Source organism: Devosia sp. A16 (assembly GCF_001402915.1).
Classification (GTDB): domain Bacteria; phylum Pseudomonadota; class Alphaproteobacteria; order Rhizobiales; family Devosiaceae; genus Devosia_A.
Genome location: NZ_CP012945.1, coordinates 4,494,785 through 4,510,006 on the forward strand (window position 1 = coordinate 4,494,785; position 15,222 = coordinate 4,510,006).

Here is a 15,222-nt window from a genome sequence, read left to right on the forward strand (position 1 = left end):
TCGACAGCACCGCCGCGGTTCAGGGCGACAGCCCATCGAGCGGCAGGACCAGGCTGAGGCGCAAGCCTTCCGGCCTCCACTCCCTCGTGATCTCGCCGCGCAGCCCCTGCAGCGCAGCCTTCTCGAGCGTCGTGCCGAACCCTTCGCGGCTCGCGGTGGATGACGGAGGCGAGGCCGCCTTCTCGTCCCAAACGAGGCGCAGCGCTTGTCCCTCGTTGGTCAGTGCGATGTCGAGCTGTCCCTCGGGCGAGGCGAGCGCGCCATATTTCACGGCGTTGGTCGAAAGCTCGTGCAGCAGCAGCGCCAGCGAGGTGAGGGCGGAGCCGCGCAGCGGCGCATCGTCGCCGGCAACGCTGATCTGTGCTGCGCCCGGATGCCGATGCGGGTCGAGAATGGCCTCGAGCAACTGGATCACCGTGGTGTTGGTCGGGGTCGGCTCTGCCGATCTCGCCAGATCCGGCAACGTCAGGTCATGGGCGCGGGCGAGCGCTCCCATGCGCGAGCGGAGATCGGCGGCAAGTTCGCTCACGTTGGTCGCAGAGCGGGCGCTGAGGGAGATGAGCCCGGCGGTGAGGCTGAACAGGTTCTTGATGCGGTGGTTGATCTCGCGCAGCAGGATATCCTTGCCGCGCGCCGCTTCCTCCAGCGCCGCAGCATGCGCCGCGAGTTCGTCCCGCTGCGCGGCGAGCCATTGCCTCTGCACATAAAGCTCGAAGAACACATGCACCTTGCTGCGCAGGATATCGGGCTCGATCGGTTTCTGGATAAAGTCGACGGCGCCGGCCTCGTAGCCGCGGAAGCGACGGGCTCCGTCGGCCGTGCCGGCCGTGACGAAGATGATCGGCACCCGGCGCGTCCGCTCGTTGCCCCGCATCAACTCGGCCAACTCGTAGCCGCTCAGCCCCGGCATCTGCACATCTATGAGGGCGAGCGCCACATCGTGCTGCAGGAGCAACTCCAGCGCTTCGTCTCCCGAACGCGCCTTGAGCAGCAGGATGTCGTCGCGCTTGAGCAGCGCTTCCAGCGACAGCAGGTTTTCCTCGAGGTCGTCGACCAGGAGGAAGGGAACCGGGGCCTTGGGGTGCTCAAATCTCTTCAAGGTATGCTGCAATCGCTTGGAGTGTCATGGCTTTCGCGGTGGGGCTCAGTTGCAGGGCCGCCTCTGGCATGGCAGCGGCAAGGGCCGAGGAGGGGGTCTGGACCACTCCCACTCCGCCTTCGCTGATGATCGCTTTCAGTCCCCGTGCGCCGTCTGCGTTTGCGCCGGTGAGGACGATCCCGATCAACCCGGGACCATAGGCGTCGGCAGCGCTCTCGAACAGGACGTCGATCGAAGGTCGTGAGAACAGCACGGGTGCATCACACGACAGGGAAAAGCTCCTATCGACTTCCACGAGCAGATGGTAGTCCGGCGGCGCAAAATAGATGGTGCCTGCGACAATGGGGTCCTTGTCCTCTGCTTCCACCACGGTGAGGGCGCACTTGGCCCGGAACAGCTCCGCCATGGCGCTGCGTCGATCAGCAGGCAGGTGGACCACCACGATGATCGGCAGCCGGAAGCCGGGCTTCAGCGCCGGCAGCAATGAGGTCAGCGCCTCGACTGCGCCCGCGGAGGCGCCGATGACGATGGCCTCAGGCGGCATCGGTCGCGCGCCTCTGGTAGATCTTCTCCTCGCGCACGAAGTCGACAAAGGCTGAGCTGTGGCCGGAAAAGCGCAGGGTTTCCTTGGAGCCGATGCCGAGGAAGCCCTTGCGCGACAGAGAGTCCTCGAACAGCCCGATGGCGCGGTCCTGCAAGGTGCGGTCGAAATAGATCATCACGTTGCGGCACGAGATCAGGTTCATCTCCCCGAACACCGCGTCGCTGACGAGGCTGTGGTCCGAGAACACCACGTTGCGGCGCAGGCTGGGATCGAAACGCGCCCGTCCATATGCGGCCTGGTAGTAGTCGGACAACGACGACCGGCCGCCCGACTTGCGGTGATTCTCGGTGAAGAGCTGGATCCGATCGAGCGGATAGACCCCGGCCTCCGCCGCTTCCAGTGCCTGATGGTTGATATCGGTGGCGTAGAAGATGGTGCGATCCTCGAGCCCTTCCTCCCGGAACAGGATGACCAGCGAATAGAGTTCTTCGCCCTCGCTGCAGCCTGCAACCCACACCTTGAGGGAAGGGTAGGTGCGCAGATGCGGCACCACCTGCTCGCGGATGGCCTTGAAGTAGCTTGGGTCCCGGAACATCTCGCTCACCTGGATGGTGAGATAGCCGAGCAGCCGGGGCAGCATCGAGGGATCGTGCAGCAGCCGGTCCTGCAGGGCCGAAAACGTTGCGATGCCAAGCTGTTGGCGGGCCTGCCGCAACCGCCGCTTGATCGACGCCATGGCATAGTTGCGGAAATCATAGTGATACTTGAGGAACAGCGCCTCGAGCAGCAGCCGGATTTCGATGTCCTCGACCTTGTCGAGCTGCGATGGGGCACTCACTTGGGCATCCAGACCCGCACCAGCGACAGCAGCTTCTCCACGTCCAGCGGCTTGGCCATGTAGTCGTTCGCTCCCGCCTCGATGCAGCGCTGCTGGTCGTCAGGCATGGCCTTGGCGGTCAGGGCGATGATCGGCAATTTCTTCAGCCCCGGGTTCTTGCGGATCTCGCGGGTGGCGGTCAGGCCATCCATGACCGGCATCATCACGTCCATCAGCACCAGGTCGATCTTGTCTTCGTTGGCGCCACCGAGCGCATCCAGCGCCTCCTGGCCGTTGCGCGCGATCTGGATGCTGGCGCCGCGCGGTTCCAGAATGTTGGTCAGGGCATAAACGTTGCGTACGTCGTCCTCCACCACGAGGATGCGCCGGCCCTCCAGCAGCGCGTCGCGGTGCCGCGCCTTGCGGATCATCTTCTGCTGCTCGTCCGGCAGGTCCGAAATCACCTGATGCAGGAACAGGCTGACCTCGTCCAGCAGCCGCTCGGGCGACTTGGCGCCCTTGATGATGATCGAGCGCGAGTACTTCCTGAGCTTCTCCTCGTCGACCGGCGAGAGTTCGCGGCCGGTATAGACGATGACCGGCGGGAACGAATAGGCGCCCTCCTGGCTCAGCTTTTCCAGCAGCGAGTAACCTGAGGCATCGGGCAGCGACAGGTCGAGCACCATGCAGTCGAAGGTCTGCTGCTCCAGGAGGGCGAGGCATTCCGCCGCCGTGCTCGCCGTCACCGTCTCGACATCGCCCGAGCCCAGTAGTCTGGCAACCGCATCGCGCTGCACCGGGTCGTCCTCCACCACCAGCACGCGATGCATGCGCTGCGCCAGCTTGGTCTCGAGTTTCTGCAATACCTCAACCAGCTGCTCGCGCGTTACCGGCTTGTTGGCAAAGCCGACGGCGCCCAGTGAGTAGGCGCTTTCGGTGTGGTCGCCCGCCGAGACGACGTGGATGGGGATATGCCGGGTCCGCACGTCCTGCTTGAGCCGGTCGAGCACGGCAAGCCCGGATTGATCGGGCAGGCCGACATCGAGCACGATCGCGCTGGGCATGTAGTCCTTGGCGAGACGCAGGGCTTCCTCGGCGGTGCCGGCGACGATCGACTGGAAGCCCATCTCGCGGGAAAGGTCGCGGACGATCGAGGCAAAGGTCGTATCGTCCTCGATGACCAGCAGGATGCGGCGGCCGTCCGTCGCCGGAGCGTCGCGATCGTCCTCGATGGTCCGCACCACCGGCACGACCTGCGGTCGCGCGGGTGGGGCCGGGGAGGCCGGCGGGGAGGAGGGGGCGAAGGTTGCGACCTCGCGCGGGGCGACCTTCGCCGGGTCATAGCTGGCCGGCAGCCTGACGGTGAAGGTGCTGCCACGACCCGGTTCGCTGTCGAGCAGGATGGTTCCCCCCAGCAGTCGGACCAGCTGCCGCGAGATCGACAGACCCAGCCCGGTGCCGCCGTATTTCCGGCTGATGGTGCCGTCGGCCTGCTGGAAGGCTTCGAAGATGCTCTGCTGCTGAGCCTTGGCGATACCGATGCCGGTGTCGCTGACCGCAAAGCTCACTGTCCCGTTGTCGCCCGGCTGGATCGACAGGGTCACCCGGCCGGCTTCGGTGAACTTGATCGCGTTCGACAGCAGGTTCTTCAGCACCTGCTCCAGCCGCTGAGGATCGGTCTCGATGGTGCGCGGCAGCGTTTGCGCCACTTCGACCGCGAACTCGAGCCGCTTGTCCTGCGCCAGCGGTTGAAACACCTGCCGCAGGTTTCCCACCAGCCGTTCGACCGCCACGGTTTCCGGGCGGATCTCCACATGCCCCGCTTCGATCTTGGACAAATCGAGGATGTCGTTGATCAGGTTCAGCAGGTCGTTGCCGGAAGACTGGATGGTCTTGGCGTACTTCACCTGCTCGTCCGTGAGGTTCTCCTCGGGGTTGTCGGCAAGCAGCTTGGCGAGGATGAGCGAGGAGTTCAGTGGCGTCCTGAGCTCGTGCGACATATTGGCGAGGAAGTCGGACTTGTACTGGCTCGCCTGTTCCAGCTCGCGGGCCTTCAGCTCCACGGCGATGTTGACACGTTCCAGGTCGTCGCGCTGCGTTTCCAGCTGCTGTGCCTGCTCCTCGAGCTGCGCGTTGGTCTGTTCCAGTTCGACCTGCTGCTGTTCGAGGCGCGCCTGCGATTCCTTGAGGGCGCGGCTCTGCTCCTCGAGTTCCTCGTTGGAAACCCTGAGCTCCTCGCTCTGCGTCTGGAGCTCCTCGGATTGGCGCTGCGTCTCCTCGAGCAGGTCCTGCAACTCCCCGCGATAGGCGGCGGACCGAACTGCAACGGCCACCGCTTCGGAGGCACGGTCGAGCAGCGCCACGATGCGCTCGTCGACCGGCTTGAGGAAACCCAGTTCCAGCACCGAGTTCACCCGTTCGTCGATCAGCGCCGGCACGATCACCAGGTGCCGCGGCTTGTCCTGCCCCAGGGCTGAACCGAATGTCAGGTAACCGTCCGGTACGCCATCCACCACGATGGGCCGGCGCTCGTCGGCTGCTCGGCCGAGCAGGCCTTCCCGCGGTCCGAACTGGCTCGGGATGGCCGCGTCCGCCGGTACGCCGTGCACGGCGGCGCGGAGGAAGCTCCCACCGCTGCTGACGAACATCGCGCCGGCGACCGCGCCGGTATAGCTCGCGAGGAAGTCGAGAATGCCGTTGCCCAGTTGCTCGAGCGGGCGATCGCCCAGCATGGCGGAGCCGAGCCCGACCTCGCCGGCCTGCAGCCATTCTTCGCGGCGCCGGGCCTCAGTGGAGCGCCTGACCAGCAGCGCAATGATCCCGGTCAGCAGCAGGCCCAGCACGGCAGAGAGCAAGGTGCTGAGCAAGGCCCGCTGCTGCGCTCCGTCCATTTCGACCAGGCGCTGGGTCCGCACCCTGGTTTCTTCGAGCGCGATAGCGGCGATCTGCGCCCGGATCGCGTCCATGTCGAGCTTGCCGGCGTCCGATCGCACGAGGGCCAGCGCCGCGGCCTCCTGTCCGGCTCGCCGGAGCTCGATGGTCCTCGCGAGTTCCGCCAGCTTGGTGTCGACATACTGGCGCAGCAGGACCAGACGCTCCTCTTGGCCAGCATTGGCAGCCGTGGTCCGGCCGATCTTGTCGAGCTGCGCCGGGATCGCCTGCAGCGCCGTAGTATAGGGGGCGAGATAGGCGTCTTCGCCGGTGAGCAGATAGCCGCGCTGGCCGGTTTCCGCGTCCTGAACCTGCGACAGCAGCTCATCGAGCGAAACGATCGCCTGATGGGTCTGCACGATGCGCTGATTGCCGATCCGCAGCGCATCGAAGTTGAGATAGGCGATGACCCCGCTCCCCACGAAGAACAGCAGCGCTGCCGCAAGCCCCAGTGCAACGCTCAGATCGAGCCCGAAGATCTGCTTTGAGGCTTGTTCGACTTGTCGGCGATTCATGTGGGCACTCGGGTGGGATAGATTGGCCCAACGGAGATACACGTTGGACCATCGTCGCGATAGTCGCCGGGTCGTCGCGGTGAAGATCGGCTGAAGGCTGACGGAACCCGCCGGCGGCGAGGGGTGCCGTTCACTCGGAGGCTCCGCTCCTGAGGGGCTACTGCACCACCGCGAACATCGGGCCGTAGCCACCGTGCCAGGAGAAATCGTTGCGGCCCAGTTCGGGTTCGTAGAGGCCGACGCCACGGCCGCCATCGAGGAACAGCGCATTGGGGCAGCCGAGCCCGTCGCGGAAGAAGCGGGCGAAGTCGTGGAAGTTGACGCGCCCCTCGCTCGCGGCGAAGCGCACGCTGCCGCCCTCGCAGACACCGACGCCGCTGCGCCGGGTGCGGTCGGTGGAGCCTTCGATCAGCGCCGGGTGCAACTGCCCCTCGGCCACCAGCAGCGGCCCCGACTGGGTGGCGAAGACGACCTTGCGCTCGTTGGCGAGAAAGTCCTCGGTGCTGACGACACCGGCGCTGTCGGCCGTGAGGTAGAACACCCCGTTGGGCTTCTTGTAGAAATTCGGCACCGGGCCCGAGCTGTGGTCGGGTCCGCGCGTATTGGCGTGCACCAGTTCCCGCCCGTCTTCGACATAGAGCCCGAGCGGCGCGAAATCCGCCGTGTACATGCCGGCATTCATGGCAAAGCGCAGGGTCTTGCCGCTCTCGCCCAGCGACTGGGCGAGCGCCGAGAACGAGCGATAGGGCTGCCCGCCGGCATTGCGCCAGAACAGCCGCAACTGCTCGCGCGCCGGATCGACCGTGCACACGATATAGCGCGCGCCCTCGAACTCCTCGGGCCCGCAGCTCTGGGCCTCGGCCCTTGCCGGCAGGAGCGGCGCCGCCATCGCCATCGCGGCAATCAGCGCAAGCACAATAAGCTTCATGACCAGTTCCTCGTTGAGCCTCGGTAGGGCCTAACGCGCGATTCTGGCAGCATTGGCGTTTTCAGTCCTCGCTGCGGCCGCTGCCCTGGCGATCGCGCTCATAGCTGTGCCGGAGCGGGAAGGGCGGCAGCCAGGCTTCGCGGCGGATGGTCCAGAGCTCGTAGCTCGGTCGGAACTGGTCGGGCGCATCGAAGGCGCCCAGATGCACCTCGATCTCGTCGTCAGAACGCGAGAACACCGACGAGCCGCAGCGCGGGCAGAAATTGCGCCCCTGGTAGTCCTGAGGCGTGCCCTCGATGGCCACCGCATCGGCCGGAAAGATCGCAAAGGTCCCGAACAGCGAGCCCGAATGCTTCCGGCAATCGAGGCAGTGGCAGATGCCGGTGCGGTAAGGCTCGCCCGACGTGGTGAGGCGGACATCGCCGCAGAGGCAGGAGGCGGTTGCCATGATGTGGCTCCTTGTGGGCGCCGCACTCGAACGCGCGGCAACCTCAGGCTAGAGCCAGATCCTGTTTTCGGCGAGGCGGTGAACGCGGGAGGGAAACGGACACGGCACTCGAACGGTCGCCCGCCCGCGCTCACCGACGAGGCATCAGCGCGAAGCGATCGACATGGCGTCGCGCATCTTGCCCTTGGGCGCCCACTTGATGGTGACCTTCTCGCCGACCTTGAGCTTGGAGAAATCGCACTTTGGGCCGAACTCATAGACGTGCTTGCTGGCCAGGGTGACGGTACAGGCCTTGGCATCGAGCGCCTTGATGGTGCCGCGCGTCAGCTTGAGGTGGACCGGGGCCGCGACCGTGTGGGCGGTCGGAGCCGCCGGGGCGGCCATGGTGCCGCCGGTGCTGTAGCCGGCCGCCATGGCCGCGGACGAGGCGCTGAGGGCGGCAACGAGCAGAATAGGGAGGACGAGATTGCGCATGACAACTCCAATCGGTTACGGCCCGGTCGACCAATCGCCGACCTTTCTGACGGCCGCAGGAACCCTAGGTCCGGGGGCTTACGCCGCCCTGTCCTCCACCTTACATCCGCGCAAGGTTCGGGCGGCCGTCGCGGCGGGTTCGTTTCGCGATTGGCGTGCAGGTCAGAAGTACATTTGCCCCACACGCTCCCACCCACCGGCTGTCACCCCAGCGAAAGCTGGGGCCCATCTCACAGCCCGCGCCAACCGATAGTTGGGTCCGCTAGCTTTCGCTGGGATGACATCGAGTCCGGGGCGTTCGTTCGCTGACAAGGCGCCGGGCCCCTAAAGCCGGATTCCCTTCTCGGCGAGTCCGGCCAGCATACGGCCATTGAAGGCCCGGGCGATCTCTGGCTGGCGCACCGGCGTGGTGCGGAGCGACCCGCTCACCACCACCGAGCCGGCATTGATCTCGTCGATCCCCAGATCATGCATGTCGCTGGTGATCGCCTTGGCGAATTTCGGGTCGGCCCTGAGTTCAGTGGCCGCCGTCCGCATCTCGTCGATCACCGCGAGCGGATCGACGCCGCTGGGCACGGTGAAGCGCGGTCGCAGCACGCCGAAATTGCGCGAACTGTTCTTCAGCGCCTTGACGGTGGAGAACGGGATCGAGTGCAGCGCTCCGTCGCTGTCGCGCAGCCGCATGCTCCTCAGCGACAGGCTCTCAACCACCCCGGTGCGATCGCCGGTGCTGATGGTGTCGCCCACGGCGATCGTGTCCTCGGCGAGGATGAAGAAGCCGGTGATCACATCCTGCACCAGCTGCTGCGAGCCAAAGCTCAGCGCCAGCCCGAACACCCCGGCGCCGGCGATCAGCGGCGTCACGTCGACCCCGATATTGGCCAGCACGGCAATTCCCCCCAGCACCACGAGCAGGATCAGCACGCCGTTGCGCATCAGCGGCAGCAGCGTCTGCAGCCGGCTCGAGCGCTGCGCGCCCGGGCGGGCGTTCGGGCCGGGCGCCAGCGTCGTCGCGATCCAGGCATCGAGCGTCACCCAGATCAGCCAGGCCACCGCGACGACGGTCGCCGCGGCGAACAGCGGTCCGACGATGACGCGGCCATCGCTGGTGAGCCAGCCCCAGATGTTGAAGCCCCAGACCCCGGCGATGATGATCGCCATGGCGGCCAGCGTCAGCGCATCGGCGCCCACCCGCAGCAGCTTGAGGATCTTGCCGGCAACGATCTGGCGCAGCGTATGGCGTTGATAGCGGTAGCGCGGCGGCGGCGTCGCGGTGGTGAGCCGGTGCAGCCCGGCGATGGTCACCATGCCGACCAGCACCACCGCGAACGACCACAGCATCTGGCTCATCACGTCATTGTCGCGCTGCCCGGCGAGGAGGCTGAAAATGCTGAGAACAAGGAAGCCATAGGCGACGAGGTGCCAGTGGCGGGCGAGGCGCCGGGTCGCGTTGCGGAGCGGATTGTCCGAAACCGGCGCACGGGCGGCGGCGCCGAAGATCAGCCGGCCCAGCGCCATCCGGTGGCGCGCAATGAAGGCCAGCATGATGAGCGCGGCGATGCAGTTGAGGATCAGCCCGGCAAAGTCGGCCGCCGACCAGCCGACCACCTGCCGCAGCGTCGGCTCGGCATTGAGCGCCGCAAAGGTGGCAAACCCCGCCACCGCCAGCCACCACGGATAGAACCGCCGCTGCCCATAGCGGATCAGCCTGACGCTACGGAGGCTCCCAAAGCCCGACAAGGCCGAGGTCGCGAGGTCCGCCGCCAGCATGGCGAGCAGGATGCCCACCGCAAGGCTGGTGAAACTGGTGCTCGCCACCTTGGGCACCGGCAACAGGCTCGCCAGCACCGCGACCACCAGCAGCGCCGCCGCCGCCAGCACCACCTTCAGCATCAGCCCCATGGCCAACCGCCGCTTCCGCACGGGCTTCGTCGGCTGCACCAGCCCGCGTGTCACCCGTCGGATGCCGATGCCGATCCCCGCAACGATCACCAGGCCGGGCAGGGCCCAGCCGATGAACTGCAGCAACTGCCCACTGCTGATCCCGCTCTCCACCCGGCTGCCGATCTGCGTCCCGGCCTGCGCCAGTTTGCGGTCGATCGGCACGCCGAAGGTGGCGGTGGGCAGTGAGGAGACGAAGTCGTCGGACCAGCGATAGAGGGCCCCGACCAGACCGGTGCTGGCGCCGCTGTCGGTTTCCTCCGCTGCTGCTGGTGCCGCCGCGTCGGCTGGCGTTGACCGCAGATGCTCGAGCAGCTGCTCCCGCAGCACCGGATCCTCCAGCACCACAATGAGCCGATCGACGGCCTCGGACGAAGCCGCCGGGGCAGGGGCCGGTTTGGCCTCTTGGGCGAAGGCCCCACCGATCGACAGCATGACGAAGAAAACGGCAATCAGCTGCTTCACGAGGTGGATCTCCGCTTGGTCCGGATCCGGGGGCAGATCCTTGGAATCGAAAGGCAATGTGCCTTTGCCCCTAGACAAATAAGTTGGCGGCATCGTGCCGCTCAAGCGACCCGACGAGATCGCGGTGACCATCGAGCATCGAGATCGGGCCTCGGGTACCGATTACGGGAGGGTGTGCCCGGCTGCGCGGAACAGGCGGTACCATTCCTCGCGCGTAAGGGTGATGTCCGAGCCGGCAGCGCTTTCGCGGACGCGCCCGGGCTTGGTGGTGCCGAGGACAACCTGCAGGTTGGCCGGGTGCCGCGTGATCCAGGCAATGGCGATGCCCATGGGGGTGATGGCGTATTTCTTCGCCAGTTCGTCCATCACGTCGTTGAGCTCGGCATAGTCCTTGCGATCGCCGATGAACACGCCCTCGAAGAAGCCCTTCTGCACCGGCGACCAGGCCTGCAGCGTCATGCCCGTTAAGCGCGAATAGTCGAGCAGCCCGATGTCGCGGGAGACCGATTGCTCGAGCCCACCCATGTTGGCGGCAACGCCCTGGGCGAAGAGGTTGGCGTGGGCGATCGAGAGCTGCACCTGATTGAACAGCAGCGGCTGCTGCACCGCCGATTTCAGCAGTTCGATCTGGCCCGGCGTGTGGTTGGACACGCCGAAATGGCGGACCTTGCCGCTGGCGTGAAGCGTGTCGAAGGCCTTCGCCACGTCGTCGGGTTCGACCAGCGTATCGGGCCGGTGCAGCAGCAGCACGTCGAGGTATTCGGTGCGCAGCGCCTTCAGCGAGCCATCGACCGAGTTAAGGATGTGCTCGGAGGAAAAGTCGAAATAGCCGCGGCGGATGCCGACCTTGCTCTGGATCTGGATCTTCGCCCGCTCGGATGCCGAGAGTTTCAGGGCCTCGCCGAACCGCGCCTCGCAGACATGCGGCGCACCGCCATAGATATCGGCGTGGTCCATCATGGTGACGCCAACCTCGACCGCCGCGTCGTAGAGCGCGCGAACCTCGGCATCGCTCATCTTGGCGATGCGCATCAGGCCCAGCACAACGCTCGACACGGTGACGTCGGTATGGGGAACGGTGAAGGTCTTCATGGCGAGAGCCTGCGCTGGCGAATGGGTGGGAGACGCTCCTGTATCACAAGCGGCGGGTGGCGTCGGCAATTCGACGCTCGTCACGGGTCGAGCCAGCGGGAACTTCGACACCCACTACGATTTACTCCGGGTGCCCTGTGTCGGCAGTTATTTATGTCAACTCCTCTATCACATCCGCAGAATCGGAGAATAATAGCGTCGATAGGGAGGCGCAGATGGAAATAGTCCGAGATAGCTTGGACGCTCTAATGGTTGATCTATATGGAGAGCTACTCGATGCGGGCTCCGGGAGCACCGGCTCCCGCGGCGACAACGTCGAACTTCTCGGTGTGACGCTGCGCCTAACCAAGCCGCGCGCACGCCTAAGCCGTTCTGAAGACAGAGGGAAACCGTTTAGCGCGCTGGGCGAGTTGCTCTGGTACCTTTCAATCTCCGATCGGCTCGACTTTATCGAACCGTACATATCGAAGTACCGGAAGGATGCTGAGGACGGCATCCTCTACGGTGCGTATGGGCCTCGGCTTTTCGCCATGCGGGACATCGACCAAGTCAGTAACGTGATCAAGCTGTTGCGCGAGAAGTCCAGCTCGAAGCGCGCCGTCATCCAACTATTCAATGCCGAGGACATTCAGCGGCCTCATAAGGAGATACCTTGCACCACGACGATGCAGTTCCTCTGCCGGGACGGTCGGCTACATCTGTCGGTCACGATGCGATCCAACGATGCCTACTACGGCCTTCCGCACGACGTGTTCTGCTTCACAATGCTTCAGGAGATGATGTCCCGCTCGTTGGGATTGGGCCTGGGTGAGTATTTCCATTACGTGGGAAGCATGCACATCTACGAGGAATTCATCGAGGACGCCAAGCGCTATCGCGAAGAGGGGCACCAGAGAACCGTGGAGATGCCCGAAATGCCGATGGGAGATCCGTTCCATGATGTTGTCCCGGCCCTTTGCAGTTTCGAGGACCGGTTGCGCCATGGTGAGGCCGTAAACGCGACTGCGGAGGCACCGAATGCGTATTGGGCGGACATTTTTCGGCTGTATCAGACATTTTGGGCGAGCGGGGACGGGGCCACCCTCGATGCGTTAAGCCAGGCATTCGTGACGCCTATTTACCGAAACTACGTCGACGGGCGGCGGAGCATGCCGCAGAGAAAGTTACTCTCCAGGAGAGCGAACGCATGATCTGGCCAACGCGAGCCGCTCAGAAGAAGGTGATCGTTGATGCGCTGCGGATTTTCAGGGAGAATCGGCGTCCGCTTCCGGGTATCGATGACCCGGAAGCGCTCGACACCCTTGCCCAGCAGTTCGTGGCTAGCCTTCGCAGGGAGGACTACTACAAGCTTGTTCAGCGTAATCCCATCTCGGCTAGACGTGCCGATCCGAACAGCCCTCACTTCGATGCGGAGCGAGCGGTAGCCTTTCACATCCAGAACGGCGATGTCGACGAAGCGGCGTGGCTCGTATTCCTGATGACGCATTTGGCCCGCCCTGCCGATACGGGGTGGCTCCGATTGCGCGACATATACGGCATGCTAGGACGGGGGACCTGGACATGGCACCTCGTCAGCGCGAACCCGCAAGCTATGACCAGTTGGTTAGCCGCCAACTGGCAGAACATTGGCGGAAAGTTCGGTAACCACCGAAAGTATGAGAGCCTGGATCCCACTGCGAACCGCGCATTCCACCTTGTGCTTGAGAGCTACTTAGATTGGATCGGACAGGGCGGCCATGTTCCGTTCTTCGCTAACGTGGTTCGCGCCACCGGTAACGAACCTGGCGCGATATTCGATGCACTCTTTCAGGGGATGACTGTCTTGAGCTTCGGTCGACTGGCCAAGTTCGACTACTTGGCGCTCATCGGCCGCTACGGCATCGCCCCGATCCACGCGGGCAAGGCATACTTTCCCGGGGCTACCGGCCCTGCGCGTGGCGCGCGGCTTCTCTTCGACGGGGATGTCGACAGTCAAACCGGTGCTGCCCGGCTTCAGGAACTGGTCGACGAGCTCGACGAGGAGTTGGGGGTGGGGATGCAGGTTATGGAGGATGCTCTCTGCAACTGGCAGAAGAGCCCGACCGAATTCGTTCACTTCAGGGGCTAGTTCAGTGCCGGCTCGATATCGTCCCAGGACCAACGACGCTTGAGCCAGTTCATCTTCGTCGGGCTGATGATTTCCCGATGTTGCATTTGGCCGACCGTCACGCCGGGCGAGACACCGATCGACCGGCTGAAGCGCAAGATAGCCTCTCGGTTGGAATTCAGCTCCTCAAGCTCGCCCACCCTATCCAAGGGAACCAGGGCCGAGCTTGAGAAATCATTGGCCTCTTTCTCGCTCTCGTCGGTGAGCATGCCGTCCTGATCGACAAACGTGCGTGCACTGTGCAGCACCAAATGGCCGATCTCGTGGAACAGGGTGAACCAGAACTGATCGTCCGCCCGGTGCCGGAAGCTCATCAAGATCATCGCCTTATCGGGCGTAACCATACGCGTGGCTCCGCTGGCACGGCAGCCTGTCGGCGCCTTCACCACTACTAGTGCAACGCCGGCTTCCGCCAAAAGGCGGCGCAGTTGCGGCAGGAAGCGAGACGGCTGGCTGACATGGACCAGTCGCCGGATAGCGGAGAGCCTTTCCTGCAGCTTGGCGACCGACCACTGGGCGGTGGCGGTGAGCTCGGCTTCCATCTCACCTCGCCTTAGCCAACGCAGCACCGAGTCTTCGGCGGAGATGAAGGTCTGAGACGTCCGGAAACGCGTGCCGCTTACGAGTGATCCGTATTGGCGCTCCCAAGCTTCCAGCTTGGGCACATTGAAATAGACAAGGCGACTGCGGAGCTCGTCGCGGGTGATTTCGTCAGTGAGTTTCTTAGGCAGCTTCTTGCCCGTAGGTGAAGGAACGCGATCTAGCCAATTATCCGCATCGGTTTCCGCCGCGGCGCCGACTGCCCGGTCGACGGCTGCTTCGAAGTTGGCTTGGCGCTGCAGCCAGAAGGCGCGGCTGCCTCCGAGGTGTTCGGACAAGGTGGTCGCCAATGGCGCGTCAACGGCTACCGAGCCGTCGCAGAGCCCTCGAAGCGTGGTCATGCCGTCTTTTAGCGATCGGGCAAGCTGCTGGGGGGAGACTCCTCGACGTTGCATAAGCGCAATGATTGAGTCGCCGGGCTTGGAGAACCAGTCTGTTACCGCCCGCTCATCCATCAATTTGCACCACCTATATGAACCAGCTTCAGGCGTTGCACCGTCTGCCACTTCACGCTGCCGTCGTCCGCCTTTTCGAACCGAGTTCCCACAGGAATCAGGCTCGCATGTAATTCTGACCCAAATGAGAGAATGAGAGAACAGTGTTTCTCAATTGTTATCGCGTCGCCTGCAAGGTCCATCCAATCTTGGACCGTCTCGTTTGCCTCCGCATCCGATATCGCCGCGAACAGCGCTCGCGCGTTCGCTGCGCCATACGCTTGCTCTGCTACCGCGTACTCGCAGCATCGTTGCTTCAACTCCTCGGTGTCGAAGGAGATGATCACCATGGGCGGCGATTGGATTTCAGGGAACGAAACATCAGCAGGAGATTCGCGTGCGCCTATTGCGGCAGTGGTGAGTTCTCAGGACGCGCGGCCCTCTTTGCCCGGATTGCATCGATCCGATCCCAGTTCCTGGCAAGCTCGGCCTCACCTGCTGCCTCTAGGTCGATGTCCGTTGCCGAGCACAACCCTGCTAAGGTGACCAGCACCCCTCCCGCCTCGAGGGCGGCATTGCCGGTGGGCCGGGCGAAGACATAGTTGACCAGCGCGAGAGCATCATCGCGGCTGCAGCCGTTGGCTTGGGCAAGCTCTAGCGCCTCCTCCAGAAACCGATGGGTGCGTTCGTTCGCGTTATCGGCGGCTCCGGGCGGAAAGCAGGCTGCCATCCATTTCTTCACACGGCGCTGGAAATCCATGAAGTACCTCGTCCCTAGCACAACATAG

Annotated in this window: 14 protein-coding genes; 2 read left to right on the forward strand and 12 right to left on the reverse strand. The window is 64.4% G+C overall.

The genetic code is table 11. The features are described 5' to 3' along the window. Positions 1 to 19 precede the first annotated feature (19 nt). The 9 genes from APS40_RS21605 to APS40_RS21645 form a co-directional block, all read right to left on the reverse strand. A complete protein-coding gene (locus APS40_RS21605) occupies positions 20 to 1,099 on the reverse strand; it encodes a response regulator (RefSeq protein WP_055049006.1) in 1,080 nt (359 codons plus the stop codon). Next, on the reverse strand, positions 1,086 to 1,643 hold the full coding sequence (locus tag APS40_RS21610; RefSeq protein WP_055049007.1) for a chemotaxis protein CheB: 558 nt from the start codon (positions 1,641 to 1,643) through the stop codon (positions 1,086 to 1,088). The genes APS40_RS21605 and APS40_RS21610 overlap by 14 nt, the downstream gene beginning before the upstream one ends. Further along, on the reverse strand, positions 1,633 to 2,481 hold the full coding sequence (locus APS40_RS21615; RefSeq protein ID WP_156343036.1) for a CheR family methyltransferase: 849 nt from the start codon (positions 2,479 to 2,481) through the stop codon (positions 1,633 to 1,635). Before APS40_RS21615 ends, APS40_RS21610 begins: the two co-directional genes overlap by 11 nt. After that, positions 2,478 to 5,906 (reverse strand): response regulator, encoded by a 3,429-nt coding sequence (locus APS40_RS21620; RefSeq protein ID WP_055049009.1) that lies wholly within the window; start codon positions 5,904 to 5,906, stop codon positions 2,478 to 2,480. Before APS40_RS21620 ends, APS40_RS21615 begins: the two co-directional genes overlap by 4 nt. A gap of 157 nt (positions 5,907 to 6,063) precedes the next feature. Continuing rightward, a complete protein-coding gene (locus APS40_RS21625) occupies positions 6,064 to 6,834 on the reverse strand; it encodes a phosphodiester glycosidase family protein (RefSeq protein ID WP_055049010.1) in 771 nt (256 codons plus the stop codon). A gap of 61 nt (positions 6,835 to 6,895) precedes the next feature. Then, the gene (locus APS40_RS21630; protein ID WP_055049011.1) at positions 6,896 to 7,282 is read right to left on the reverse strand and encodes a GFA family protein; all 387 of its coding nucleotides are present in this window, start codon (positions 7,280 to 7,282) and stop codon (positions 6,896 to 6,898) included. 144 nt (positions 7,283 to 7,426) lie between these two features. Further along, the gene (locus APS40_RS21635) at positions 7,427 to 7,756 is read right to left on the reverse strand and encodes a DUF1344 domain-containing protein (RefSeq protein WP_055049012.1); all 330 of its coding nucleotides are present in this window, start codon (positions 7,754 to 7,756) and stop codon (positions 7,427 to 7,429) included. Between the two features lie 324 nt (positions 7,757 to 8,080). Continuing rightward, positions 8,081 to 10,162: a mechanosensitive ion channel family protein gene (locus tag APS40_RS21640; RefSeq protein ID WP_156343037.1), complete on the reverse strand. Its 2,082-nt coding sequence runs from the start codon at positions 10,160 to 10,162 to the stop codon at positions 8,081 to 8,083. Positions 10,163 to 10,324: 162 nt separating this feature from the next. Then, positions 10,325 to 11,254, reverse strand: a complete 930-nt coding sequence (locus APS40_RS21645; RefSeq protein ID WP_055049014.1) for an aldo/keto reductase — start codon at positions 11,252 to 11,254, stop codon at positions 10,325 to 10,327. Between the two features lie 248 nt (positions 11,255 to 11,502). Here APS40_RS21645 and APS40_RS21650 point away from each other — a divergent pair, with 248 nt between their 5' ends. Next, complete coding sequence (locus tag APS40_RS21650; protein ID WP_236884153.1) at positions 11,503 to 12,444, forward strand: thymidylate synthase; 942 nt, start codon at positions 11,503 to 11,505, stop codon at positions 12,442 to 12,444. Continuing rightward, complete coding sequence (locus APS40_RS21655) at positions 12,441 to 13,361, forward strand: alpha-glutamyl/putrescinyl thymine pyrophosphorylase clade 3 protein (protein WP_055049016.1); 921 nt, start codon at positions 12,441 to 12,443, stop codon at positions 13,359 to 13,361. Before APS40_RS21650 ends, APS40_RS21655 begins: the two co-directional genes overlap by 4 nt. On the opposite strand, the gene APS40_RS21660 is transcribed toward APS40_RS21655, so the two are convergent. Genes APS40_RS21660 through APS40_RS21670 form a run of 3 tightly spaced genes read right to left on the reverse strand, consistent with a single transcriptional unit; the run spans position 13,358 to position 15,194 of the window. Then, the gene (locus APS40_RS21660; protein ID WP_055049017.1) at positions 13,358 to 14,455 is read right to left on the reverse strand and encodes an ImmA/IrrE family metallo-endopeptidase; all 1,098 of its coding nucleotides are present in this window, start codon (positions 14,453 to 14,455) and stop codon (positions 13,358 to 13,360) included. The genes APS40_RS21655 and APS40_RS21660 overlap by 4 nt on opposite strands. Continuing rightward, complete coding sequence (locus APS40_RS21665; RefSeq protein WP_055049018.1) at positions 14,455 to 14,784, reverse strand: hypothetical protein; 330 nt, start codon at positions 14,782 to 14,784, stop codon at positions 14,455 to 14,457. The genes APS40_RS21660 and APS40_RS21665 overlap by 1 nt, the downstream gene beginning before the upstream one ends. A 53-nt stretch (positions 14,785 to 14,837) precedes the next feature. Then, a complete protein-coding gene (locus APS40_RS21670; protein ID WP_055049019.1) occupies positions 14,838 to 15,194 on the reverse strand; it encodes a hypothetical protein in 357 nt (118 codons plus the stop codon). Positions 15,195 to 15,222: the final 28 nt, after the last annotated feature.

Excerpts from the sequence above, each read along its gene's own strand:
- APS40_RS21610 (WP_055049007.1), bottom strand. The coding sequence starts at position 1,643 with ATGCCGCCTGAGGCCATCGTCATCGGCGCCTCCGCGGGCGCAGTCGAG.
- APS40_RS21620 (WP_055049009.1), bottom strand. The coding sequence starts at position 5,906 with ATGAATCGCCGACAAGTCGAACAAGCCTCAAAGCAGATCTTCGGGCTC.
- APS40_RS21625 (WP_055049010.1), bottom strand. The coding sequence starts at position 6,834 with ATGAAGCTTATTGTGCTTGCGCTGATTGCCGCGATGGCGATGGCGGCG.
- APS40_RS21630 (WP_055049011.1), bottom strand. The coding sequence starts at position 7,282 with ATGGCAACCGCCTCCTGCCTCTGCGGCGATGTCCGCCTCACCACGTCG.
- APS40_RS21635 (WP_055049012.1), bottom strand. The coding sequence starts at position 7,756 with ATGCGCAATCTCGTCCTCCCTATTCTGCTCGTTGCCGCCCTCAGCGCC.
- APS40_RS21645 (WP_055049014.1), bottom strand. The coding sequence starts at position 11,254 with ATGAAGACCTTCACCGTTCCCCATACCGACGTCACCGTGTCGAGCGTT.
- APS40_RS21650 (WP_236884153.1), top strand. The coding sequence starts at position 11,503 with ATGGTTGATCTATATGGAGAGCTACTCGATGCGGGCTCCGGGAGCACC.
- APS40_RS21655 (WP_055049016.1), top strand. The coding sequence starts at position 12,441 with ATGATCTGGCCAACGCGAGCCGCTCAGAAGAAGGTGATCGTTGATGCG.
- APS40_RS21660 (WP_055049017.1), bottom strand. The coding sequence starts at position 14,455 with ATGGATGAGCGGGCGGTAACAGACTGGTTCTCCAAGCCCGGCGACTCA.
- APS40_RS21665 (WP_055049018.1), bottom strand. The coding sequence starts at position 14,784 with ATGGTGATCATCTCCTTCGACACCGAGGAGTTGAAGCAACGATGCTGC.
- APS40_RS21670 (WP_055049019.1), bottom strand. The coding sequence starts at position 15,194 with ATGGATTTCCAGCGCCGTGTGAAGAAATGGATGGCAGCCTGCTTTCCG.